The 21,652-nt window shown below is 69.0% G+C and carries 15 protein-coding genes; 1 reads left to right on the top strand and 14 read right to left on the bottom strand.

What is annotated here, in order from left to right; all coding sequences use genetic code 11:
* Nucleotides 1–10: 10 nt before the first annotated feature.
* From LK996_RS14855 to LK996_RS14800, 12 genes are all read right to left on the bottom strand, one after another.
* Nucleotides 11–1,633 carry a hypothetical protein gene (locus tag LK996_RS14855; protein ID WP_230528149.1) on the bottom strand — a complete coding sequence of 541 codons (1,623 nt, stop codon included), beginning with the start codon at nt 1,631–1,633 and terminating at the stop codon, nt 11–13.
* Between the two features lie 138 nt (nt 1,634–1,771).
* Entirely contained in the window at nt 1,772–4,108 is a 2,337-nt protein-coding gene (locus LK996_RS14850; RefSeq protein ID WP_230528148.1) for a hypothetical protein, read from the bottom strand.
* Entirely contained in the window at nt 4,098–4,730 is a 633-nt protein-coding gene (locus LK996_RS14845; RefSeq protein WP_230528147.1) for a hypothetical protein, read from the bottom strand. The genes LK996_RS14850 and LK996_RS14845 overlap by 11 nt, the downstream gene beginning before the upstream one ends.
* A gap of 26 nt (nt 4,731–4,756) precedes the next feature.
* Nucleotides 4,757–6,544 (bottom strand): S8 family serine peptidase, encoded by a 1,788-nt coding sequence (locus LK996_RS14840; RefSeq protein ID WP_230528146.1) that lies wholly within the window; start codon nt 6,542–6,544, stop codon nt 4,757–4,759.
* Between the two features lie 53 nt (nt 6,545–6,597).
* Nucleotides 6,598–8,745: a YadA-like family protein gene (locus LK996_RS14835; RefSeq protein WP_230528145.1), complete on the bottom strand. Its 2,148-nt coding sequence runs from the start codon at nt 8,743–8,745 to the stop codon at nt 6,598–6,600.
* 195 nt (nt 8,746–8,940) lie between these two features.
* Nucleotides 8,941–10,278, bottom strand: coding sequence for an acetate kinase (locus LK996_RS14830; protein WP_230528144.1), 1,338 nt, complete (start codon nt 10,276–10,278; stop codon nt 8,941–8,943).
* Nucleotides 10,278–10,793: a hypothetical protein gene (locus tag LK996_RS14825; protein WP_230528143.1), complete on the bottom strand. Its 516-nt coding sequence runs from the start codon at nt 10,791–10,793 to the stop codon at nt 10,278–10,280. The genes LK996_RS14830 and LK996_RS14825 overlap by 1 nt, the downstream gene beginning before the upstream one ends.
* A complete protein-coding gene (locus tag LK996_RS14820) occupies nt 10,786–11,484 on the bottom strand; it encodes a C39 family peptidase (protein ID WP_230528142.1) in 699 nt (232 codons plus the stop codon). Before LK996_RS14820 ends, LK996_RS14825 begins: the two co-directional genes overlap by 8 nt.
* Complete coding sequence (locus tag LK996_RS14815) at nt 11,481–11,858, bottom strand: hypothetical protein (protein WP_230528141.1); 378 nt, start codon at nt 11,856–11,858, stop codon at nt 11,481–11,483. Before LK996_RS14815 ends, LK996_RS14820 begins: the two co-directional genes overlap by 4 nt.
* Nucleotides 11,859–11,923: 65 nt before the next feature.
* Entirely contained in the window at nt 11,924–12,910 is a 987-nt protein-coding gene (locus tag LK996_RS16610; protein ID WP_255657170.1) for a hypothetical protein, read from the bottom strand.
* Between the two features lie 474 nt (nt 12,911–13,384).
* The gene (locus LK996_RS14805; RefSeq protein ID WP_230528140.1) at nt 13,385–15,199 is read right to left on the bottom strand and encodes a S8 family peptidase; all 1,815 of its coding nucleotides are present in this window, start codon (nt 15,197–15,199) and stop codon (nt 13,385–13,387) included.
* 23 nt (nt 15,200–15,222) lie between these two features.
* The gene (locus tag LK996_RS14800; protein WP_230528139.1) at nt 15,223–17,430 is read right to left on the bottom strand and encodes a hypothetical protein; all 2,208 of its coding nucleotides are present in this window, start codon (nt 17,428–17,430) and stop codon (nt 15,223–15,225) included.
* Between the two features lie 122 nt (nt 17,431–17,552).
* Between LK996_RS14800 and LK996_RS14795 the strand changes: the two genes are divergently transcribed.
* Nucleotides 17,553–18,902: a sensor histidine kinase gene (locus LK996_RS14795; RefSeq protein WP_230528138.1), complete on the top strand. Its 1,350-nt coding sequence runs from the start codon at nt 17,553–17,555 to the stop codon at nt 18,900–18,902.
* On the opposite strand, the gene LK996_RS14790 is transcribed toward LK996_RS14795, so the two are convergent.
* Together LK996_RS14790 and glmS are read right to left on the bottom strand one after the other, a co-directional pair.
* Nucleotides 18,872–19,585, bottom strand: coding sequence for a response regulator transcription factor (locus tag LK996_RS14790; protein WP_230528137.1), 714 nt, complete (start codon nt 19,583–19,585; stop codon nt 18,872–18,874). The two genes, LK996_RS14795 and LK996_RS14790, sit on opposite strands and share 31 nt — an antisense overlap.
* A 7-nt stretch (nt 19,586–19,592) precedes the next feature.
* Nucleotides 19,593–21,431 carry a glutamine--fructose-6-phosphate transaminase (isomerizing) gene (gene glmS, locus LK996_RS14785; RefSeq protein WP_230528136.1) on the bottom strand — a complete coding sequence of 613 codons (1,839 nt, stop codon included), beginning with the start codon at nt 21,429–21,431 and terminating at the stop codon, nt 19,593–19,595.
* Nucleotides 21,432–21,652: the final 221 nt, after the last annotated feature.

The following is a 21,652-nucleotide window of genomic DNA, read 5'->3' as shown; positions in this document are numbered from 1 at the left end:
GTTGTCTTCCTCACAGGTCGATGCCGAAACCGACGCCAGCGGACTGGTCGCCGCTGCTGAACGCGCCACCCAAACTCCACGACACGCGGCCGAAGTCGCGTGCGTAACCCACCGACAACGCCTGTTGTCCGTTCTGCCAACCCGCGCCCGCGGCGATGCGGCCGCGTTCGCTTTCGCCCTGCGCGGCGTTGACGGACATGCTCATCATCGCGGAGGACATCGCACCGACGCGGTCGATGCGGCGATCCTGCTTGTGCAGGCGTTCGTCGAAGTCGGTGAACTGCTGCGACAGCGCCTGCATGCTTTCGTCGATGGCGGTGAGGCGTTGGTCGACGGCGTTGACGCGCTGGTCGACCGCGGCGACGCGCTCGTCGGTGTAGGTGCGTGATTCGTTGCGCGTCGCGGTTTGCGCCGCCTGCAGTTCGTTTTTTGTCACCGCATCCGGATTGGCCGGCGGTGGCGTCGACGGCAAGCTGCCGAACGCAGCTTCGAGCGCATCGATTCGCCCACCGAGGCCCGTCAACGAACTCTGGAATCCACCAAGCCCGGACCCGAGGTCGCCGCTGACGCCCGCGATCGCTTCGTCGAGCTGCGCCTTGATGACGACATCGTTCGCTTCCGTGCCCGCGGCGACGTTGACGATCTGGCGGAGGATCGGGCCATGCTCGCCGTTGAATTCGTCGAACCACGTGCCCGACGAACCGACCGAGATCGTCCCCGCGCGCAGGGTTTGCGAGCCGTAGCCGATCGCGACGCTGTTGTCGGCGCGCGCATCGCTGTAGGCGCCGACGGCCGTTGCGTTCTCGTTGATCGCGCGCGCGTACGCACCGAAGGCCGAGCCGTTCTGGAGGAACGCGAGCGCATGGGAACCGAAGGCGGACGCGCTTTCCTTTTCCGCCAGGCTTTTGATGCCCACGGCCATGGCGTCTTCGGCGGTCGCCCGCGCGTTGTTGCCGATGGCGATGGCGAGTTCGGTTGCCGCGGTATTCCACCCGAGGGCGGTGCCGCCGTCTGCTGCGCTCGAGCCCACGCCCACGGCGGTGGCGGCGATGCCGCGCGCGAGTGCGCCCATGCCGATCGCGGTCGACTCGGTGCCGTCGGCGGTCGCCTCGTATCCGATCGCCGTTCCGGAAAATCCGATCGAGCGACTTCCGGCGCCGACGACGGTCGCGAACGCGCCGTCGAGTGCGAGCGCGCCGCGCCCGATGGCGACGCCTCCGCGCGAACTGTTGTACGCACCGTCGCCGATCGCGATGTCGTTGCCCCACAGCGCCTGCGCGTTGCGACCGATCGCCAGCGACGCCTCGCCGAACGCCACGCTGCCGGAGCCGAAAGCGAAGGCATGCGCGCCGAGCGCCGAGCTGTCGGTGCCGAGTGCATAACTGTTGTCCGCATCGGCGAACGCGTTGAACCCGAATGCAACGCTGCCCTGCCCGATCGCACGACTGAACACGCCGAGCGCGACACTCTGGTCGCCCGCGGCCTCGCTGTCGTCGCCCAACGCGATGGCGGCGGCGCCGGATTCGATCGGTGCCGCGGCCAGTTCCACCGCACCGGCCGATCCGGCGCACCACGACGCGCAGAACGCGCCGATCCACACTGCCCTGGTCCTGCTTGCCTTGATTCTGCGCATGCAATCACCCTCGGCACCGACGGACGTCGAGGATCGACATCCCCGGCCAGCGCCTCCTGCATGCTCGTCACCGCGCGCGTTGCGCAGATAGCAGCGCGGAGCGCGAAGAGCGTCGGACACTTCGCGCTCCACCGTGCGTCACATCGCCGAGGCGATGCGATCGCAACGCCCGACGCGCGAGCCCGCCCGCACCGCATCGTCCATGCCGTGCGGGAATGCGACGTACTGCGTCTCCTGCGCGGGCGTGCAAACGGCGACCTGGTCCAGGCGCGACGTGAAGTTCAGCGGGACGCCGTTCGAGTATCCCCAGCCGATGATGGTCCGGTCGTCGTGCGTGACCACCAGTGTCGCGAAGAAGTCGAACACGCGCGCGTGGTCCGCGCCCTGCGCGTAGAGGAACTCGCTGAAGTCGATCGTGCCGAGCGCTTCGGTCCACAGGAACATGCGATACGCGAAGATGTCGCCATACCTGCCCAGCACGTAGCTGCCGTCGTGCGCGACGTTGAACGACACGCCCCGGTTGCGTTCGTCCATGACCCCCGGGATGGCCAGCCTCGGCAGGATGCGCCGTTCGCCGGCGCGGGTGGCGCGCCACGCGTAGGTGCTTTGCGCGTGCGAGCCGACGATGACGTTGCCGTCGCCGCTCACGTCGCTCGCATCGTCCCAGTATTGCGTCCCCGACGCGGGCGCCGGGCTCGCGAACGTCTGCCGGCCGCGATGCCACCACACGCCTTGCCGTCCTCGATACACCGAGTGCCCGTCGTTCCAGCCGACGATCGTCATGCCATCGTCGCTGACTGCGTTGGCGCGGGAGATCGGGCCGAATCCACCGAGTGCCTGGTAGCCGGTCGATGGGGTCCATCGATACGCCACCGCCGTGCGGCAATCGCGATAGGCCATGCCGACGATGACGGCGCCCTCCTGCGCGATGTCCATGACATTGGCGCCCGAGCCATCGCACGCGATGGCCATCGCGCCGTAGCCGGGATCGAGGCGTTGATGCGTCGCGTCGCCCACGCGCCAGGTGCCGGGGAACGTCGCGTTGTTTTCGTCGGCGAACGTGGTGAACACCGTCGCGCCCGTGCTGTCGACCTTCGCGTTGCCGCCGAAGCCCAGGCTTCCGGGCACGCGCTGCAGGCCGGTCTCTTCGGTCCAGCGCATCGTGTATTGCGCGAAGGGCGGCAGTCCGTCGGACGCCGGCGCCGGCACGGTGCCCACCAGCACGCGTCCATCGGTCGAGACGCCCGTCGCCGAGAATCCGGGGTACGGCAGCAGGCGCAGCAGGTGTTCGTTCGCCGGGGTGTTGATCGCGATGTCGGCGGGCGTCGTCGATCCCGCGGCGACACGCAACGGCGTGGAGGCGCAGCGCGCATCGGTGTCGCCGTCGCCGCTTTCGTCGCTGTTCCAGAACTCTTCGCTCGCGCGGTAATAGGGGAGGAACGCGCGCGGCGTGGAAAACCCGCCTTGCACGATCGTATCGACGAACAACACGTAGTCCGCGCCCGGCGTCAGGCCGTTGAGCGAGAAGCGACCGTCGGGGCCGATGCGTCCGTGCGTCTGGTCGCCCGACATCGCCGAGACCGCGTCGTTGAACGGATCGGCCAGGTTGCGAGCGACGACGTTCACGCCGGTGAGGTCCGTCGTGCCGTCGGGCAAGGTCACGCGGCCGGCGATGCTCGCGTGCGTCGCGGGCCAGCCCGTCGAGGGATACAGGTTGGACAGCGACACGCGATCGTCGCGCACATCGACGCTGCCCATGTGCGCGCCCACGCCCGACAACGCGATCACCGGATACATCGTCTCGACGCTGTCGTTGGGTGCGCGCGATGCATACGGAATCGCGCAGGCATCCGGACCCGTCGGATCGGCGTACACCGCCGACGCGCCATTGGTCTGCGAATGCGCGAGGCCGATCGCATGGCCCAGTTCGTGTGCGACGACGCCGGAGAACTGCGCCGAGGTCGGTTTGTACATGCTCACCGACGCGCCGTTGAGCAACACGAAGCCTTCGGTCACCACCGGTCCTTCACCGAACTCCGGCATGGCGATGCCGAGCACACGCTCGTCGACACCGAAGTAGTTGCGCAGGACGCTGCCGTCGTGGTCGTAGACGACATGGATGCCGCCGCCATTGTCGACGCCGATGACGCTTGCCGCGGTCGCGCCCGTGATGTCGGGCAGGCCGATGCTGGCGAAGTCGCCGGCGACGTGCGCGGTGAACGCGGAGGTGTCGACGTCGCTCCATTGCTTCAGCGCATCGGCGACGAGCGCGTCGGCGGTGGCGTTGTCGAATGCGCCGAGCGCGCCGAGGTCGACGTACACGGGCACGGCGACGCCGTTGGGCCAGGCGACGGGACGCATCGACGATTCATCGATGAACAGCGGGCCGCCGGCGCGCGCGATCGAATGCACCAACGCGAGCAGGAAGCCGATCGCGAATGCGATCGCGCACAGGAACGGCAGATCACGGCGCATGGCGCAGGCTCCCGGTTTCGATCCAGCGTTGGTCCACCGCGCGACGCACGAAGGCGAGGAACGCGTTGGCGTCGTAGTTGTCGGTGGCCTTGTCGAGCAGGCGGCGTTCGCCCTCGTCCAGCAGGCCGGTCGTCACGGAGATGCGATCGAACAGTGCGCGTTCGCCGTCGGAGGCTTGCAGGCGGTTGCCGACGATCGTGAACTTGCCTTGCGTGAGTCCGACCGTCGTTCGCAGACCGGTCTCGCTCGCCGGCGGCGTGAGGAACAACAGCACGCGCTCGCCGCTGCGCCACTCCGGCCAACCTTGCGGGCGCGTCGCGTACAGCGTCTTGCCGTTCGCGAGCTTGCGCGGTTGCAGCAGGCCGAACTGGCGGAACACGACGACCTCGGAAGGCGCACCGCGCAAGATCTCGCCGACCTCGAGCATGACTTCCGTGTAGGGCACGCCGCGCGGATCGATGCCGTCGTGCACGGTCATCACCGTGCCCACGACGATGTCCTGGGCGTTTTCGATCAGGTGCACGATGTTGTTCGGCGAGACGGTCGATGCAAGCGTGGCGAACGGCAGCAGCGATGCCGCGAGCAACGCGCACCAGCGCCGGCGGAGGAAGGATCGATGCATGGAAAGGGCTCCGGGTTCGTCGCGCATCAATCGATGCGCGCGTGCAGCGACACGCCGGCGTGCGCGCCGGCGACCTTGACGTACCAGACACCGGGACGCGGGGAACGCAGCGACACCGTTTCGGTGTTGCCGGTGCGCGCGGAACGGTGGTCGAAGGCGTTGGACATCGGCTCGGCGCCGTAGCGCACGAGCAGCGTCGCGTCGCCGGTGCCGCCGAAGGTGCGCACGCTCGCGAGCTTCGCGCCCGTCGGCACGACGATGCGGAACACGTGGCCGGCATTCGTCGCACCACTGCCGGCTTCGACCCTGGCGGCGACACGGTCGACGGCGGGCGTCGATTGCGCGGGCACGCAACCGCCGGGCATCGTGCACGGGTTGGCGGCCTTCGCGCTGGCGACCGCGAGGCTCGCATCGAGCATGCCCGCGCCGATCGGCATCGAGGGCGTCGCCGGGAACGCACGCGCCGAGGTGCGCAGGAGGTGCTCCGCCGTCGCGCCGGTCATGCGCGCGGGCGAGACGGCCTGCATCAACGCGACGACCGCCGACACGTGCGGCGCCGCCATCGACGTGCCCACGATGCCTTCGAACGAATCGGCGGTCGCGACCGTCGTGCCGGCATTCATCGCTTGCCAGATGAAGGCCGCGTCGCCATCCGCGGGGTCCTTGCCGCCGCCCGGCGCGGCGATGTCCACGAGCGCGCCGAAGTTCGAGTAGTAGGTGCGTGCGCCGCGCACGTCGGTGGCGCCGACCACGATCGTCTGCGTGCAGTTCGCGGGGAACTGTTTCGACGCGTCGCCATTGGCGTTGCCCGCGGAGACGACGACCACCGAACCGCGCGACACCGCGATGTCGATGGCGTTCTGCATCGCGTTGCCCGCGGTGCACGGCCCGCCGCCGCCGAGGCTGAGGTTGATGACGTCGGCGGGCGTTTCGTTTGGCGGCACACCGGGGACGTCGCCGCCTGCGGCCCAGACGACTGCATCCGCGATGTCCGACAGTTGCCCGCCGCAGCGGCCGAGCACGCGCACCGGCAACACCTTCGCGCCGTGCGCGACGCCTGCGCCCATGTGCCCGTTGCCGGTGACCTGCGCGATCGTCCCGGCCACATGCGTGCCGTGCCACGTACTTTCGTTGCCCTTCGCCAGGCATTCGCCGGGGTTCGACCAATCGCCGAGATCGATTCCGCCGGGTGCGCGTCCTTCGGTCGGGCGGCCGGAGCGCCAGCTCGTCGAAATGAAGTCGTAACCGGGCAACACGTTCGCGTCCATGTCGGCGTGCGGCACGACGCCGGTATCGATCACGGCCACGATCTTCCCTGCGCCGGTGGTCGTCGACCACGCCTGCGATGCGTTGATGCCCGCGACGGGGTCGTGGAAGTGCCATTGCGTCGCGAAGCCCGGATCGTCGGGCGTGGTCGTCGCGCGCGCGATCGCCATGTGGGTGAGGACCAGGTCCGGTTCGACGCGCGCGACGCGCGGATCCGCCGCGAGCTCGCGCATCAGGCGCGTCATCTCCTGGCGATCGAGCGGCTGCTCGAAGGCGAGCACGTCGCCGGCGACGCTTTGACGCACCTGCGCGAGGCGGACGCCTGCGACCTTCGCGCGCGCCACCGCGTTCGAGAACAGCGACGTGGCGCGCAAGTGCAGGCTGCGTGCGTCGCGCGGCGCGACGGGATCGACGTAGTGCACGATCACGCCCGCGTGGCGTTCGCCGTCGCGCAGGCCGCCGGTCGACCAGGTGCCGCCGATGGCGACGAGGGGCGCTGCCGCGGCGAATGCGAGCGCGACCGCGAGTCCGAAACGAATCGATTGCATCGAAGACCTCCATTGGCCTGTCGAATCAGGAAAGAGCGGCATGGGCATGGCGTTCACCAGCCGAAGCTGAAGCCGACGCCGGCCGAGTTCTCGCTGCCGCTGAACGCGCCGCCGATCGTGAGTGCGGCGCGATCGCTGATCGCGCGTTGGTAGCCGAGTGCGAGCGCCTGTTCGCCGCCGGAAACACCGCCGCCGACCGCGACGCGATTGGGCGTGCGCACGGCCGCGGCGCTCGAGGCCATGTTCATCGCCGCCGCGGTCATCGCACCGTGGCGATCGATGCGCAGGTCCTGCATGCCGATGCGCGCGTCCATCTCGGTGCGCAGTTCGCCGATCGCGGCCATCGGCGCGGAGAGCGCCTGCTCCACGCGCAGGTCGACGTACTGGCGCGCGTTGGCGACCACCTGCGCGTCGGCTTCCTGCATCTGTTCGACGTTGACTGCGTCGGTCGCTTCGCTGCCGCGCGCGACGTTGGTCACCTGGCGTTCGCTGCCGGCTGCGCCCACCGAGATGGTGTTCGCACGCTCGGCGACGCTGCCCGCGCCGAGGGCGACGCTGTTCGTCGCATCGGTTTCGACCCGCGCCGAAGCACCGATCGCGACGCTGCGCGACCCCGCCTGGTTGATCGGTCGATCGCTGCCGTCGCCCGCACCGTCGATGTCGATGTATTCGGGTTGCGCGTTCGTCGGCGGCGGTGGCGGCGGAGGCGGCGCGCCCGCTTCGAGTGCGACAAGACGATCGCGCAACCCGCGCGATTGCGCCTGCAACGCATCCAGTGCGCTGCCCACGTCGTCGAACGTGCCGTTGTCGAGCGCATACGCGGGTGCGCTGAAGTCCGTACCCATCGCGGCCTGCGCACCGAACACCGCCGCCATCCGGTCGTACATCGCGAACAACTGCCCGCCGTTGACCGCCTCCGTGCTGTTCGAGGCGATGCGGCCCGCACCGAGCCCGCGCAACTGCGTGCCCGCGTCGAGCGTGATCGACTTGCGCGATGCATCGTCGAAGCGCACCGCGAGCGCACCGGCGTCACCGATCACCTGCAATTCTTCGCCGAGCCGCCGCAACTGGCCATAGCTCGCCGCATCAGTGTCGTCGACGCCGTCGGCGACATGCACGATGCGACGCTCCGCACCGGCCGCGCCGATCGACACCGCGTCGGCGATGTCGGCGATCGATCCCGCGCCGAGCGCGACGCTGTTCTCCGCGATCGCGACACTGTCCAGGCCGATCGCCACCGCACCGCGCGAGGAAGCGAATGCGCCGCTGCCGAACGCCGACGCCCCTTCGCCGTCGGCCGCGCTCGTCGCGCCTAGGGCGACGGCGCCGAGCCCGCTGGCCTGCGTGCCGTCGCCCGACGCCAACGCGCCGACGCCGAGTGCGGTCGACGCGCGACCGTTCGCGATCGCACCCGTGCCGGACGCCAACGCATCGCGGCCGAGTGCGAGCGTGCCCGTGCCCTGCGCCGCCGCGTAGGCACCGATCGCGGTCGCGCCCTGCCCCGATGCATACGTGGTCTCGCCGATGTCGGCGCCCGCGTCCCCGTCGAGATCGGTGCCAACGGTGCTGCCCAACGCGATCGCGCCGCTCCCGCTCGCGTACGCGCTGCGCCCCATCGCGATGCCGTGCTCGCCACTCGCGAGCGCATGCGCACCGACCGCGAGCGCGCCGGTGTGTTGCGCGCGCGCCGCGTGACCGAAGGCCGCCGCATACGCGTGGTTCGCGTACGCCAACGAACCGAACGCCGACGCGCCACCGATGTGGTGCATCGCCTGCGCCGAATCGCCGACCGCGGTGTTGTGCCGCCCGGTCGCCGTCGCATCGGTGCCGATCGCGACGAGCGATGTGCCGCCCGTGTTGGTGTCGAAGTCCCACCCGGCGAACGCCGTCGCGCGCCCGCCAATCGCCAGCACGCGGTGGCCGAACGCCATCGCATTGCCGCCGATCGCGACCTGGTGCGTCTGCGCGTCCTGCATGGCAGGGTCGTAGCGCGCCCACGCGCCGTAACCGAGCGCGACCGCGAACGCGCCGTCCGCTTCCGACACCGTGCCGAGCGCGGTGCTGCGCTCACCGATCGCCCACGCGCCGAGGCCCGCGGCGAACGACTCGATGCCCGATGCAGAGGCATCGCCGATGCCGCTGACGTCCGGACCCGCGCCGATCAATTCGACCGCACCCGCGGCCCCCGTCGCTCCCAACATGGCGCACAACGCGCACGCCATGGCCCTCCTGCGAATCGTCATCGCCCCTCCCTCGAGGCGACGGGGGATGTCGAGGATCGAGATCCCGTTCCGACGCCATGCGGTCCATGCTGGGGATGCTGCGCCGCACGCTGATAGCAGCGCGGAGCGCGAGACGAGCGCGATGTTTCGCGCGAAGCGGGGCGTCGATTGCCCTTAGCGGACGGAGAAAGGTGTCCGCACGGTCAGCGTCACGTCCGGTGTGTCGCGCGTCGTGCCCACGCCGAGCGACACGTTGATCATGCGCGTGTCGCTGAAGCGATAACTCGCGCCGAGCAGCAACGTGCCGGTGACCAGGCGCACCGCGCCCGGCAGATCCTGCCCGTTCTGCTGCGTGCGGCCGATGAAGTTCTGTTCGTAGCCGAGGCTGATCGAAGCCTTCTCGTTCAACGCAAGGCCGATGCCCACGTTGAGGCCGAACACATCGCCGACGTCGATCTCGCCGAGCGGTTCGCGTTCGCCGCCGACCAGCAGGCGCTCGACGTTGTCGCGCGGGAAGCTGTAGAGGTAGCTGAAGTTGCCGAAGAACACCGCCGGGTCCGACGCATACAACCAGGTCACGCCTGCCTGCAGCGCATCGAAGCCCGTGCCCGTCGGCAATTCGAGCGGCAGGCCGGTGCCCGTCGCGTTGCCGAGGCAGCGCGTGATGCAATCGGTCGGCACTTCGAACGGATCTTCGCCCGTCGTACTCTTGTAGCGCAGCCACCCGACGTAGAACGGGCGATCGGGACCGGAACGACTGAACTGGTAACGCGCGGTGAGTTCGACGTCGCCCAGGCCCTTGCCCTCGGCTTCGAACACGCGATCGACCGCGGTGCCGGTGAAGATCTCGCGACTCACCGTGTCGGTGGTCGTGTACACGTACGGGATGCGTGCTTCGAGCTCGAAGCCCTTCGCGACGCCCCAGCGCGCGGCGAGCGCGGCGGTGGTGCTGGTGATCTTCACCTGGCGCACGTCGATCAGGCCGATCAGCAACGCGGGGATCACGGAGTACCCGACCAGCGCGACGCGGTCGTTCGCCCAGTAGCCGACCTGCAACGATGGCTCGAAGACGAACGAACCCGCGGGCGTGAGCACGCTGGGCTGGTCGAAGATCTGCGCGACTTGCGGGGGTTGTTCGGGGACGTCGGGTGCCTGGCCGACGGGTTGTTGCGGCGATGCGGGAGTCTGCGATTGCGTCGGATTCTGCGATTGCGACGAAGGCTGCGCCTGCGCAGTCGCAGGCGCACGCGGCGTTTGCGCTTGCGGCTTGCCCTGCGCCGTGCCACGGCCGCGCATGTCGTCGAGCCCGATCTCCTGGCGCAACTCCGCGATCTCGAAGTCGCGTTCGACCAGGGTCTTCTCCAGCGCATCGAGCCGTTGCGATTGCGCTTGCAGTTGCGCTTCGAGACGCTCGATGCGTGCGTCGTCGCCGTCCTTCGCGACCTGCTGCTGCGCATGCGCGCCCGTCGCGATCGCGGCCAACGCCAGGGCGAGCGCCGGTCGCAGGCGCATCAGCGTGGCAAGGCCGTCAGCGCATCCTGCAACGTCGTATTGGCGTTGAGGATCTTGAACTGGGAAAGCGTGCCGACGCCGACCGACAACGTCGTCATGCTCGCGATGGACTGGTTGTCGAGCGAGTTCTGCACGATCGTGAACGTGCCCGCGGCGCCGGTCGCGACGTCGGCGGCGTTGCCGGCGCCGTTGCGCACGATCAGCGGCGCGATCGCGTGCGACAGGGATTCGGCATCCGCCGCGGTCATGCGGCCGAGGTCCGGGATGTAGGCGCGCGTTTCGACGATGAGTGCGCCGTTGATGAACACCGCGCGCTCGATGCCGAAGGAAATGCTGGCGCCGCCGGGAATCGAGAAGCCGCCGCGCAGCGTCGCCAGGCGTGCGGGTTCGATCGCCTGCCAGTCGGAGGGAAGGTCGCGCACGCGCGGTGCCGCGTCCTGCGCGAGTGCCGGCGCAAACACTGGCGCGACCCAGGTTGCCAGCAACGCAAGCACCAGCGCGCGCGCGTCACACATCGCCCGGTCCCCGCCGCGGCATCACCACGTGTTGCAGGCCGTCGCGCTGGATCGAGAGTTCGAGCGGACCGGCGGGCGCGATGCGCCAGTCGCGCGGATTGTTGAATTGCGCCAGTTGCCGCTGGTTGTGCACGACGAACAGCACGCGCGATTCCCACAGCTTTTCGAAGCGATCGCGCCGGATCGTGCGCAGCCCCGCCGCCGGATCGCCGACCAGCACGCGATTGCCGCGCATGCCCTTCACCACGACGAAGTGGCGATAGCCGCGATCGTTGAGCAACACGATCGCCGGCACGCCTTCCTCGGCGAGCTTGTCGAGCGGCAACGCGAAGCCGTCCGCGCGGAAGCCGTGCGCCTGCAGGTAACGACGCATGTCGAGCAGCGAGAACCCGAGCTTGCGGATGCGCGCCTGGTCGCCGGTCGCGTACATCTCCGCGAACACGTCGGCTTCGCGCACCGGGCGGCCGAAGTGATGCGTCAACAGCGTCGCCACCGCGGCCGATCCGCAACTGAAGTCGTAACGTTGCCTGATGACGGTCGCGAAGCGCGCTTCCTTCAGGCTGGTCACGCGCACCGCGTAGTCGCCGGTGCCGTCGTTCACCGGCACGTTGCCCGCGAACGCGCCCGTTGCCCCCAGCACGCAGGCCAGGCCGATCGACGCAGCGAGCCGATGCGCGCGGCGCTGCATCATGGCGGCGCCGCGACGCCCGGATCGACGAACAGCACGCTCACCGCCATGCCGTTCTGGATCAGCACGTTCGAACCGGAGTTCTGGATGACGGTGGCGATGCCCGCGCTGTTCGCGAAGCTGCCGCCGTCGATGAGGTTCTGGCCTGTGACGATGTTCGAGGCCGTGTTGTCGTCGACTTGTCCGACCAGGTCGATATCGATGTCGACGACGATCGTGCCGTCGCCGCCGCGTTGCGATTCCAGCGTGGCCGGGTCGACGGGCGTGCCGAACGATTGCGATTGCGCGAACGCGATCGGGGCGGCGAAGGCCAGCAGCCATGCGCACCCCGCGGCCGTGCGTCGTGGGCAGGTTCGCGCGTTGCATTGCGTGTCCATGGTGGACTCCTTCCTCCCGGCGCACGTGCGTTGCATTGCGCGCGCGCCGGGATGCCCGGTCGGTCTTACGGCGAAACACCGCCGATGTTGAGGTTGGCCTGCACGGTCATGCCTTGCTGGATCAGCGCGGCTGCACCGCTGTTCTGCGCGGCCATCATCACGCCCGCGGCGGATTGCCCAACGCTGTCCATCGAGTTCGACGAATCGAAGGTGCCGGCATCGACGCTGAGGTCGCCTGCATCGCCGCCACTGCCGTCGCCGCCGGTGGCATTGCCTCCGACGCCGCCGTCGCCGGCCGTCGTCGCGACATCGCCGCTGTCGCCGCCGGTGCCGGTCGCGTCACCGGTGCTCGCGGTCGCGGAGGAATCCGCGTCGCCACCGGTCGCCGTGCCGTCGCCGCCTGCTGCATCGGCCGTTCCATCGCCACCGGTGCCGTCGCCGCCCGCCGCAACGACATCGCCGCCGTCACCGGATGCGGCCGCGCCCCCTGCGCCGCCCGTGCCCGCGCCGCCCGCGCTGGCGGTGGCCGCGGTGCCACCCGTGCCTGTCGCATCACCGCCTCCCGCGGTGGAAGCGCCGGTCGCGCCACCGCTTGCGCCGGTGCCGTCACCACCGGGTCCGCCCGCGCTGGCGGCCGTGCCGCCTGCACCACCCGGGCCGCCCACGGCCGCGCCACCGTTGCCGGTGCCGCCGTTGGAGCTGCCGTTGTTGGTCGCGACGTTGCCGATCGGCGCGATCGCGTTGCCTGTCACCGTGCCGTTGAGTGTCGTGGTTGCGACGACGGTGCTCGTGTTGAAGGAATTGGAGAAGGTGGCGGTCGATGTGCCGCCGTTGGTGGCCGCGGAACTGCCGGCGCCGGTGGCGTTCGCATCGCCCGCGTTGTTGCGGTTGTCGCCTGTCGAATTGTTGCTGTTGTCGCTGTTGTCGCTGTTGTTGCTGTTGTCGGTCGTGTTGTTGTCGCCTGTCACGTTGCCCGTGACGTCCTGTGCCATCGCCTGGCCTGCGAAACCGCAGGCGAGCAGCAGGCATGTAGCGAGGAGTGTCTTGCGCATTGGGAGTCTCCCTTTATTGCTTCTTGTACCGGCGCCGCCTCCGGGCACGCCGCGACGGCCGGTGCCTGACCGCGTGCGCAGTTTCGGTGCCACGAAAGCGCGGGCGTCACCCGTTGCGGGACCGGTGAACGATCGTCACGACGAAAGGTGCGATGCGCTGTTGCCTTTCCATCGGCGACAGGAAGCGACTGTTCGCCGAATTGCGATGCCTCGTGTTCAGGCCGTTGCGGCCGCTGCATGCATCGCGTCTGCCACGCGTGGCGAAGCGGGCGTGTTAACCCGGAAGCGCGTTCCGGTTTGGCGGCGCTGTTCCGGCAGAAGCACCGCGATCGATGTTGTCCGGGCGTCGCTTGCGGCTGCGTTCGCCGGATTCGTTTTGCAGTCGTCGCAGACAGGAAACCGAATGCGGAAGCCGCGCGCGTTGCGCGCGCGGCCCCCGCCGCTTGCGACCGGAATCTGTTTCCGCGTCGAGCTTCAGTAGACGCCCATGACGGACACGCCGCCGAACGCGTTTTCGCCGACGACCAGCATGTAGTACGTGCCCGCCTGCGGATAAGACAGCAGCACCGTTTCGCTGTTGCCCGGCTTGACCGAACTGCGGTCGAAGCTCGACGCCGTCGGCACGCGACCCCGCGCAACGTACAGCGATACATTTCCGGTGCCGCCGTACGTGCGCAGGTTCAGGCTCGTCTTCCCGGCGGGCACGACGATCTTGAACAGGCGCGTGTCGCCGGCCGCGCCGCTGGTGGTCGATGCGATGCGATTGACGAGCAGCGTGCTCGTGTCGTCGGGAATCGGCTGGGTCGCCGCGAGCACCGCGGCCGCCGCGTTCGCGATGCCGGGGCCTTGCGACTGGTTGAACGGCGGCGCGATCGTGAACGGGATCGCCGTCGTCTGCAGCACCTGCTTCACCTGCGCAGGCGTGAGCGGTGCACGCCCTGCGCCGACCGCCGCGCTCTGCATCAACGCGACGATGCCGGCGACGTGCGGGCTCGCCATCGACGTGCCGATCATGCCGATGAGGCGATCGCCGGCCGGACTCGGATCCGGCGCCTGCAGGCCGCTGTTGCCGAGCGACCAGATCCAGCGATCATCGGGGTCCGAACCGCTCGTCGCATTGCCGCCCGGTGCGGAGATCGCCACCGTCGGCCCGTAGTTCGAGTAATACGAACGCGCGCCATCGACGCCGCTCGCGCCGACGGTGATCACGCCCTTGCAACTGGCCGGCGAGAAGTTCGCCGCGTCGAGGTTGCTGTTGCCCGACGAGATCACGACGGTCGTGCCGCGCGCGATCGCACCGTCGATCGCGGCCTGCGTCGCCGGATCTTCGCTGCATCGCCCCTGCCCGCCGAGACTCAGGTTGAGTACTTCCGCAGGCGTCGCGTTCGCCGGAACACCGGCGACCGTGCCGCCCGATGCCCAGGTGATCGCATCGGCGATGTCGGACGTGTAGCCGCCGCCGTGGCCGAGCACGCGCACCGGCTGCACTCGCGCGCTGAACGCGACACCGGCGATGCCGAGCGCGTTGTTGCCCACCGCGGCGACCGTGCCGGCCACGTGCGTGCCGTGGAAGGAACTCGCTTCGCCGCCGATGAAGTCACCCGGATCGTGCGCATCGGCATCGCGGCCGTCGCCATCTCCTGCCACCTGCGCGTCGCTGATGAAGTCGTAGCCCGGCACGATGTTCGCGTTGAGATCGGAGTGATCGAGATACCCCGTGTCGAGCACGGCGACGACCACGCCGGCGCCGCGCGCGATATCCCACGCAGCCGGCGCACGGATGCCGGTCGTCGGGTGCGTGTAATCCCACTGCAGGTTGAAGCGCGTGTCGTTCGGCGTGAAATCCAGGCGCTGCCTGCGATAGTCGGGCTGCGCGTACTGCACGGCCGCATCGGCGCGCAGTTGCGCGAGCACCGCATCGGCTTCGGTGCGCGTGAGTTTGCGCGAGAAGCGGAACACATCGGCGCCGGTGGCCATCGTGCGCAGGCGCGACACCGTCGGCGCGGAACTGCCCGTCGCGGCGATGCCGATGCCAGCGCCGATGCCCGAACGCGCGATCGCGTTCCTGAGTGCATCGAGCGTCGGCGATGCACTGCGCGACGCGATGCCGGTGCGCGCCTTCACGATGAAGCGATCGAAGGTCGCCTCCGCCGCGGGCCGTTGCAGGCTCATCAGCTTGCGCACCGGGGGCGACGTTCCGGCGCCCGCGGCGGAGACGGTAAGGGAAAGGGAGGCCAGGATGGCGGCGGCGAGCGAGCACGCGGCGACATTGCGAGGGATCGTGTGCATGGAAGTGGTCATCCGGTGTGTGCTCAAAGGTCGACGCCGAAGCCGGCGCCCACGGACTGGTCATCGCTCGTGAATGCGCCGCCGATGCTGAAGGTCGCGCGGCCGATGGCCTTCGAATAACCGACGGACAACGCGTTCTCGCCGTTCTGCCAACCCGCGCCGACCGCGACGCGGCCGCGATCGCTGCGTGCGCCCGCGGCGTTGATCGCCATGTTCATCATCGCGGCGCTCATCGCGCCGTTGCGATCGATGCGCTGGTCCTGTTCGCCGAGGCGCGACCACACGTCCGATTGCAGTTGCGAGATCTGCGAATCGAGCGCGTGCAGGCGACCGTCGGTGTAAGTGTTCGCGGCGCTGAGCGTGGCGGCATCGCCGGCCTGCATCTGCGCGACGTTGGCGGCGTCGGTTGCGTTCGTGCCTGCGGCGACGTTGGTGACGCGGCGTTCGTTGCCTGCGCTGCCCACCGACACGGTGTTCGCTTCGTTCGCCACCGAGCCCGCGCCGAGTGCGACCGCGTTGTCGGCACTGACGGTCGCGCCGGTGCCGATCGCGGTGTCGGTCGTGTCCTGGGCGTGGCTGCCGGCGCCGATCGCGAGCCCGTCGCCGGTGCCCGTCGGGATCGTGCTGCCGCCACCGCCGGGGTTGCCTTCGATCTGCGTGATGCGCGAATCGAAGTCGCCGAGCAAGGCGTCGATCGCGCTGATCGTATCGCCGACGTTGTGGTACGTGCCGCCGCCGACCGAGAACGACGGCGCGGTCATGTTGCCGCTCGCATCGAACATCGCACCGCCGCCCATCGCCACTGCGATCGAATCCAGCTTGGCGGTCACCACACCCGACACGTCGCCGATCTGCGTTTCGAGCGTGTCGACGCGCCCTTCGACGTTGGTGACGCGCTTGTCCACTTCGGTGACGTGCGCGTCGACCACGTCGAGCTGCTGCTTGTTCACCGCGTCGTTCGCCTCGGTGCCGTCGGCGACGTTGACGATCTGGCGCGTCATGCCCCAGCTGTTGCCGACCGACACCGTGTTCTCGCGATCGGCATACGAATCGGCGCCGATGGCCACCGCGTTCGCCGCCCACACCATCGCGCGCGCGCCGAGCGCCAATGCGTTGTCGGCGTTCGCATACGCGGAGTGGCCGAGCGAAGCCGACGTCAGGCCGCCGGCCTGCGAACCCGCGCCGACCGACGTCGCACCATCGGCGTACGCCGACGCGCCCGCGCCGAGCGCGGTGCTGTTGATGCCCCACGCACCGTTGTTCGTTTCGATGCACATGAAACCTTCGCAGGCCATCGTGCCGCCGATCGCGACGGCGCCGTCGGCGCCCGCGGTCGTCCACAGGCCGCCGATGGCGATCGAGTTCGCGCCGAGCGCCGTGCTCAGGCTGCCGATGGCGATGCCATGCATCGCGGCCGGATCGACATACGTGTCGGTACCGATGGCGATCCCGCCGGTGCTCGTCGACGTCGAACCCGCGCCGAGTGCGAGGGAGAAGTCGCCATCCGCGAACGCGCTGTGGCCGAATGCGCTGGATCCGAAACCGCCGACGTAACTCAAGGTGCCGACGGCCGTGCCGAGTTCGCTGGCCTGGCTGCCTGCGCCCATGCTGATGCTGTCGACACCGAGCGCCATGCTCTGCACGCCGATCGCGATCGAAGCATCGCCCATCGCCATGCTGTCCTTGCCCTGCGCGATGGCGTAGTTCGCGGTCGCGTTCGCACCGCTGCCGTTGGCGACGGCGTACTCGCCGCTCGCGACGCTGCCGTAGCCCGTCGCGGTGGATTCGGTGCCGAGCGCATTCGCACCACTGCCGACCGCGGTCGAACCCGTGCCCAACGCGAGGCTGCTGCTGCCGAGCGCCGTCGCGTAGTCGCCTTCCGCATCGCTCTGGTAGCCGACTGCGCTGCTTGCCGCGCCGTTGGCGATCGCGTTCGCGCCCGCGGCGACCGAGTTCACGCCGGTCGCGATCGCATCGTCGCTGCCATCGCCGACGCCGTCGGCCTTGAAGTGGCCGCTGCCGGTCATCGCCTGCACGCCGATGCTGGCCTGGTCGAACAGCGCGCAATCGATCGGCGTGCCCGTCGCATCGGCCGCTGTGCGCACAACGCACGTGTCGCCCGTGCGTTCCATGGTCAGTTGCTGCGCGCGCGCCGCGACGGGCGCCAATGCCGCGAAGCCCAGCGCGAGCACCGCCGCGCCCGCCGCCCCCTTGTCGAATGCCTTGCTCATCCCCGCCCCGTGATTGTTTTGATGAATGCAGCTGCGCGAACCTAAGGGCGGGGTGCGGGGCCTGTCACGCACGCACGGTTCACTGAATAATCACCAAGTTTTCACCACGGGCCCGCACGCCGATGAACCCTTTCAAGCGCTTCGGCCAATGGCTGCGCAGTGCGCCCATCGACGACCCGATCGACCGGCGCAACGCGCCCGTCATGCAGCTGCTGCTGCTCTTCTACGGACTGTTGTTGCCGGCGAACTGGGCGTGGCGCCTGGGCAGCGGCGGCGAGATCAACGAGTCGGCGATGTGGATCTTCGCGATCGACATGCTGGTGGCGCTGCTCGCGCTCGCGAGCTTCGCGATGATCCGGCGCGGCACGTTCCGTCCGGCGATCATGTTGTTCCTCGCGATGCAGCTGATCTCGCTGTCGCTCACGTTCGCGACGACCGGCGTGCTGTCGCAGATCATCGATCCGGCGCCGACGATCCTGACGCTGGTGATCAGCGGCCTCGTGCTCGGGCGTCGCGCGTTGTGGATCGCCTTCGGCCTGTTGATGTGCGTGTTCGCCATCGGCTTCGCGGCCGACGTGCGCGAGGCGACGCTGCGCGGCATTCCCGTCATCGTTCCGCTCGTGAACGTGCCGGCGGTGCTGATCAGCTACGGCATCATCACGATCATCCTCGATCGTTCGATCCGCGCGTTGCGCGAAAGCCTCGCCGAGTCCAACGCGCGCGGTCGTGAGCTGCAACGCGAGATGGCCGAACGCGAACGCGCGCAGGCGCAGCTGATCCACGCGCAGAAGCTGGAAGCGACCGGGCGCCTCGCCAGCGGCATCGCGCACGACTTCAACAACATCCTCGACGTGATCCTCGGCTTCGCGGCGCAGCGCGACCGCATCCTCGACATCGCGGATCGCCAGGCGCAGTCGGCCGCGGTGGAGAAGGCGTTGAGCGGCATCGAAACGGCGGGCACGCGCGGCGCCGATCTCGTGCGCAAGCTGCTCGAGTTCAGTCGCCACGATTACGCACGCGTGCAGACCTTCGACGCCGCGCAGGCGATCGCCGGGATGCAGCCGCTGCTGCGGCAACTGTTCCCGCGTTCGGTCGAACTCGCGTTGCCGGATGCGGAGTCGCCGGTGCTCGTGCAGATGGACCGCGGCGAGTTCGAACTGATGATCCTCAACCTCGCGGCGAATGCGCGCGATGCGATGCCGGCAGGCGGCGTGTTCACGATCACGCTGGCGCCGCATGCGGACGGCGGCGTCGCCATCGCACTGGCCGACACGGGCCAAGGGATGGAGGAAGCGGTGCGCCGGCGCATCTTCGAACCGTTCTTCAGCACGAAGTCCGCGAGCGGCGGCTCAGGCCTAGGGCTTTCGGTGATCCACGACATGATCCTCGCCTCGGGCGGTGCCATCGATGTCGAAAGCGCGCCGGGCCTCGGCAGCACCTTTCACGTGCGCTTGCCGTCCTCGAGCACGTAACCCTTGCCGTGGATCGCCTTGAGCGGCAGGGGTTCGCCGCAATGGGCGAGCACCTTGCGGCGGAGGCGATGGATCAGCGATTCGATGCGGTGCGGATCGAAGTCGTGCACGTCGTCGGCGACGACCGCGACGAGTTGTTCGCGCGTGACGAGCTGGCCGAGCGTGGAAGCCAATCGCGCCATCACGCGATGCTCGGTCTTCGTCAGCGGGATCGTGTGCCCCGCGGGCGCGATGAGGCACCAGTCGCCCGCGTCGAACTGCCACTTCTGCGCCTGCGTCGCCGGCGCGACCGCCACGCCGCGCAGGCGCCGCGCGAGGCTGTGCACGGTCGCTGCGAGCAGTTCGATCTGCGCTGGCTTCACGAGGTAAGCGTCGGCGCCCTGGCTCAGGCCGCGCACTTGTTCCGACGTCGCACCGTGTCCGGTGAGCATGATGATGCCGATGTTCGGTAGCAGCGCGCGCACTGCCTGCGCGACGCTGAACCCATCCGCATCCGGCAATCCGACATCGAGCACGACGATGTCGGGCGACTGCGTTCGCAGGCTTTCGTACAACGCGGCCGCGGTCGCCACGCCGGCGACAGCGAATCCGTATTCGGCCAGGCCCGGCAGCAAGATGTCCTCGCGCAGCGCTGCGTCATCCTCGAGCAGCAGGATGCGCAGGGCTTCGACCGGCGCGGCCATGTCGCGGTTACTCGACGGTGACCGACTTCGCCAGGTTGCGCGGCTTGTCCACGTCCGTGCCGCGCGCGAGCGCAGCGTGGTAGGCGAGCAACTGCACCGGGATCGCGTGCACGATCGGCGACAGCACGCCGACGTGGCGCGGCGTGCGGATCACGTGCACCTGCTCGGATTCGCCGAAATGGCTGTCGGCGTCGGCGAACACGAACATCTCGCCACCGCGCGCGCGCACTTCCTGGATATTGGACTTCACCTTCTCCAGCAGCATGTCGTTCGGCGCGATGACGACGACGGGCATGTCGCTGTCGACCAGCGCGAGCGGACCGTGCTTGAGCTCGCCCGCCGGATACGCCTCGGCGTGGATGTACGAGATTTCCTTGAGCTTGAGCGCACCTTCGAGCGCGATCGGATAGTGCATGCCGCGGCCGAGGAACAGCGCATGCTGCTTGCTCGCGAACTTCTCCGCCCACGCGACGATCTGCGGCTCGAGGTTCAACGCGTGCTGCACGCTGCCCGGCAACTGGCGCAGGCCTTCCAGGTGCGACTGCTCGATGTCGCCATCGAGCTTGCCGCGCAACTTGGCGAGCGTGCAGGTCAGCGTGAACAGCGCGACGAGCTGCGTGGTGAACGCCTTCGTCGAGGCGACGCCGATCTCCGCACCGGCGCGCGTGTAGTACACGAGGCGGCTGGCGCGCGGGATCGCGCTTTCGGGCACGTTGCAGATCGACAGCGTGCGCTCGTGGCCGAGCGACTTCGCGTACTTGAGCGCTTCCATCGTGTCGAGCGTTTCGCCCGACTGCGAGATGGTGACGACCAGCTGCTTCGGGTTGGCGACGACGTCGCGGTAGCGGTATTCGCTCGCGATGTCGACGGCGCACGGGATGCCGACGATCGATTCGATCCAGTAACGCGCGACGAGGCCGGCGTAGTAGCTCGTGCCGCACGCGAGGATCTGCACGGCTTCGACGTCGCGCATCACCGCGTCCGCGTCGGCGCCGAACAGCGACGCCGAGAAGCCGCGGTTGTCCATCACCGCTTCGATGGTGTCGGCGACGGCGCGCGGCTGCTCGTGGATTTCCTTCTGCATGAAGTGGCGGTACGGGCCGAGCTCCAGCGACGCGAGCGAGACGTCGGAGACGTGCACGTCGCGCTGGATTTCCGCGCCGTTCGCATCGAACACCTTGACGCCGTCGCGCGTGAGTTCGGCGGTGTCGCCTTCTTCGAGGAAGATCACGCGACGCGTGGACGACACGATGGCCGACACGTCGGAGGCGACGAAGTTTTCGCCTTCGCCCAGGCCGACCAGCAGCGGGCAGCCCATGCGCGCGGCGACCATGCGGTCGGGATCGCGCTTGTCGATGACCGCGATCGCGTACGCGCCGCGCAGTTCCTTCACCGCGTGCTGCAGCGCCGCCAGCAGCGAGTTGCCCTGCGCGCGGTAGTAATGGATCAGGTGCGCGATGACCTCGGTGTCGGTCTGCGATTCGAACGCGTAGCCGAGCTTGCGCAGGCGATCGCGCTGCTCGTCGTGGTTCTCGATGATGCCGTTGTGCACCAGCGCGAGTTCGCCGTGGCTGACGTGCGGATGCGCGTTGCCTTCGGTGACGCCGCCGTGCGTGGCCCAGCGCGTGTGGCCGATGCCCAGGCGCGAGGCGAAGTGTTCCGCCTGCGCGGCCGCTTCCATTTCGGCGACGCGGCCGGTGCGGCGCACGCGGCGCACGTCGCCGGCGTTCGCATCGACGACGGCGATGCCGGCCGAGTCGTAACCGCGGTATTCGAGCCGCTTCAGGCCCTCGATGAGGACGGGGACCACATCGCGATCCGCGATCGCGCCGACGATGCCGCACATATGTGGACTGACTCCTGCAAGAAGACGCGCAGTTTAATTCACGCGAAGCGGCCGAACCCCAATGCGGACACGATGACCGCCACGGATGAGCCGCGGACACTGTCCGGCGGACGGCGTGGTGTCCGCGTGGACACCCGGACAGCGGCGTGTCCGTCCTTTCAAATCAATGGCTTGGCGCTGGCACGGTTCCTGCTGAATTGTTCGCAGACCTCATTGTGAGC

Source organism: Noviluteimonas lactosilytica (assembly GCF_020866925.1).
GTDB lineage: Bacteria > Pseudomonadota > Gammaproteobacteria > Xanthomonadales > Xanthomonadaceae > Noviluteimonas > Noviluteimonas lactosilytica.
Note: the sequence above shows the minus strand (reverse complement) of the source record. Positions and strands in the feature narration are given on the sequence as shown.

Coding starts and splice junctions, on each gene's coding strand:
- LK996_RS14855 (WP_230528149.1), bottom strand. CDS start 1,633: ATGCGCAGAATCAAGGCAAGCAGGACCAGGGCAGTGTGGATCGGCGCG.
- LK996_RS14850 (WP_230528148.1), bottom strand. CDS start 4,108: ATGCGCCGTGATCTGCCGTTCCTGTGCGCGATCGCATTCGCGATCGGC.
- LK996_RS14845 (WP_230528147.1), bottom strand. CDS start 4,730: ATGCATCGATCCTTCCTCCGCCGGCGCTGGTGCGCGTTGCTCGCGGCA.
- LK996_RS14840 (WP_230528146.1), bottom strand. CDS start 6,544: ATGCAATCGATTCGTTTCGGACTCGCGGTCGCGCTCGCATTCGCCGCG.
- LK996_RS14835 (WP_230528145.1), bottom strand. CDS start 8,745: ATGTTGGGAGCGACGGGGGCCGCGGGTGCGGTCGAATTGATCGGCGCG.
- LK996_RS14830 (WP_230528144.1), bottom strand. CDS start 10,278: ATGCGCCTGCGACCGGCGCTCGCCCTGGCGTTGGCCGCGATCGCGACG.
- LK996_RS14825 (WP_230528143.1), bottom strand. CDS start 10,793: ATGTGTGACGCGCGCGCGCTGGTGCTTGCGTTGCTGGCAACCTGGGTC.
- LK996_RS14820 (WP_230528142.1), bottom strand. CDS start 11,484: ATGATGCAGCGCCGCGCGCATCGGCTCGCTGCGTCGATCGGCCTGGCC.
- LK996_RS14815 (WP_230528141.1), bottom strand. CDS start 11,858: ATGGACACGCAATGCAACGCGCGAACCTGCCCACGACGCACGGCCGCG.
- LK996_RS16610 (WP_255657170.1), bottom strand. CDS start 12,910: ATGCGCAAGACACTCCTCGCTACATGCCTGCTGCTCGCCTGCGGTTTC.
- LK996_RS14805 (WP_230528140.1), bottom strand. CDS start 15,199: ATGCACACGATCCCTCGCAATGTCGCCGCGTGCTCGCTCGCCGCCGCC.
- LK996_RS14800 (WP_230528139.1), bottom strand. CDS start 17,430: ATGAGCAAGGCATTCGACAAGGGGGCGGCGGGCGCGGCGGTGCTCGCG.
- LK996_RS14795 (WP_230528138.1), top strand. CDS start 17,553: ATGAACCCTTTCAAGCGCTTCGGCCAATGGCTGCGCAGTGCGCCCATC.
- LK996_RS14790 (WP_230528137.1), bottom strand. CDS start 19,585: ATGGCCGCGCCGGTCGAAGCCCTGCGCATCCTGCTGCTCGAGGATGAC.
- glmS (WP_230528136.1), bottom strand. CDS start 21,431: ATGTGCGGCATCGTCGGCGCGATCGCGGATCGCGATGTGGTCCCCGTC.